This window comes from Shewanella sp. 11B5, assembly GCF_002836795.1.
Classification (GTDB): domain Bacteria; phylum Pseudomonadota; class Gammaproteobacteria; order Enterobacterales; family Shewanellaceae; genus Shewanella; species Shewanella frigidimarina.
Genome location: NZ_PJAP01000746.1, coordinates 1 through 1,849 on the forward strand (window position 1 = coordinate 1; position 1,849 = coordinate 1,849).

Genomic DNA, 1,849 nt, shown 5'->3' on the forward strand with positions numbered 1-1,849 from the left:
GAAGGCAAAACTCAAACTTATGACTCAAGTTCGGTGACTACTAAGCTAATCTTGTGGTTCAACGTTATCCTCATTAACCACTTCGGTAGTTTGATTCGGTAATCGGTGTTTGTTTTGGTACGGCACGAGTAAAAGTCGAGATCTAGCTCGCATTTTAGACATATTTTAGATAAGCAATTCTCAAAATAGCGACTAAAATCAATTTTATAATTTCGAATAATCCTAAACTAGACTTATAAATATTAGAAATTCCTTTTTTGCTATTACGGAGATTGAACAATGAACTGGCGTGCACTATTTAAACCAAGCGCGAAGTACTCGATTATTGCCCTCATTGTGGTTGGTGTAATTGTGGGTGTCGTGGGTTATTTCGCAACACAACAAACTTTACATGCAACAAGTAGCGATGCTTTTTGTATGACATGTCACCGTGACCATTCGTTAAGAGATGAGGTTATGGCGTCAGCTCATGGTGGTGGTAGAGCAGGTGTCACCGTGCAATGTCAAGATTGTCACTTACCACATGGCCCATTTGATTATTTAGTTAAAAAAATCATTGTTTCTAAAGACATTATTGGCTTGATGACCATTGATGGCTTTATGACGCAAGAATGGTTAGATGAAAACCGTAAAGAACAAGCGGACCTAGCCTTAAAATACTTCCGCAGTAATGATTCTGCTAACTGTCAGCATTGCCACACTCGTATTTATGAAGATCAGCCTGATACGATGAAGAAAATGGCCGTAAGAATGCACAGTATGAACTTTAAAAAAGCACCAGAAGACAGAAAGACCTGTGTCGATTGTCATAAAGGTGTCGCGCATCCTTACCCTAAAAAGTAATGTGCCGATGTTGTTAACTAAAAAAACCTCGTTAAATAACGAGGTTTTTTTATGCCAATGCCTCAGATAATCGCCATTTTTAATATTTGTTGATGCCGTTAACAAGCGGGCTAGAATGCCGTGAATGATATTGCTCAAATAGTGCAAATACTCCCCACAGCAAAATCTCTCGATAATGTACTGCAGGCTTATTGTTACGAAGATTTTTTAAGCGTGTGAGTAGTACAAGTATCATGTGCATTGCCGCGGTGATACTGGCGAACACATTTAAAAATAGTGAGACATCTGGGCTGAAAATAAAAAAGCCGTAAGCCACCAAACACCACATCGACAAAGTGGCCGTTTTACCAATCAGTACAATATCGTTTATAGACATCGGCATTAACTTAATCGACCGATAACAGGTTATCGTTCGGCTGGTATTGGTACAGTCGATAACATACTTGACCTGCCTTTTTTTCTTTTAAGGCAACCCAGGTTGCTGGCACATTGACTGAGGTTAATTCTGATTCGGTTTCGAGATAAATTTGTGCATTGGGGTTTAACCATTGATGTTGCATCAATAACTCAATGGTTTTGTTTACTAAATCTTTACGAAACGGTGGATCGATAAACACAATATCAAACCCACCAGGTGTACCTTTAGCAAGCACTTGCAAGCAGTCGGCATTAATAACCTCTGCATTTTGACATTGCAGGGTGGCAAGATTTTGTTTTAGCTGATTAGCAGCATTTTTTTGCAGTTCAATTATGGTTGCAAAGCTAGCATAACGGGATAAAGCCTCAAGGCATAATGCACCGCTGCCGGCAAAGCAATCGAGCACTTTGGCACCACGGATATCATTAGCAAGCCAATTGAATAAGGTCTCGCGAACGCGATCTGTTGTCGGGCGTAGACCTTCAAGATCATGGATCGGTAGCTTACGAGATCGCCATTGACCTGAAATAATCCGCACCTGACCGCTGCTGGTATTTTTTTTAGCCATCTCATCCTCGTGATTTGCCT

Annotated in this window: 3 protein-coding genes; 1 reads left to right on the forward strand and 2 read right to left on the reverse strand. The window is 40.3% G+C overall.

Features of this window, described 5'->3' with window-relative positions:
- The first annotated feature begins 279 nt into the window (after positions 1 to 279).
- On the forward strand, positions 280 to 843 hold the full coding sequence (locus CXF78_RS16000) for a NapC/NirT family cytochrome c (RefSeq protein WP_011635762.1): 564 nt from the start codon (positions 280 to 282) through the stop codon (positions 841 to 843).
- A 79-nt stretch (positions 844 to 922) separates the two neighbouring features.
- On the opposite strand, the gene CXF78_RS16005 is transcribed toward CXF78_RS16000, so the two are convergent.
- Both CXF78_RS16005 and rsmD read right to left on the reverse strand, forming a co-directional pair.
- Entirely contained in the window at positions 923 to 1,219 is a 297-nt protein-coding gene (locus CXF78_RS16005; protein ID WP_102037341.1) for a DUF1145 domain-containing protein, read from the reverse strand.
- A 10-nt stretch (positions 1,220 to 1,229) separates the two neighbouring features.
- Complete coding sequence (rsmD, locus tag CXF78_RS16010; RefSeq protein ID WP_102037342.1) at positions 1,230 to 1,829, reverse strand: 16S rRNA (guanine(966)-N(2))-methyltransferase RsmD; 600 nt, start codon at positions 1,827 to 1,829, stop codon at positions 1,230 to 1,232.
- Between the last annotated feature and the right edge of the window lie 20 nt (positions 1,830 to 1,849).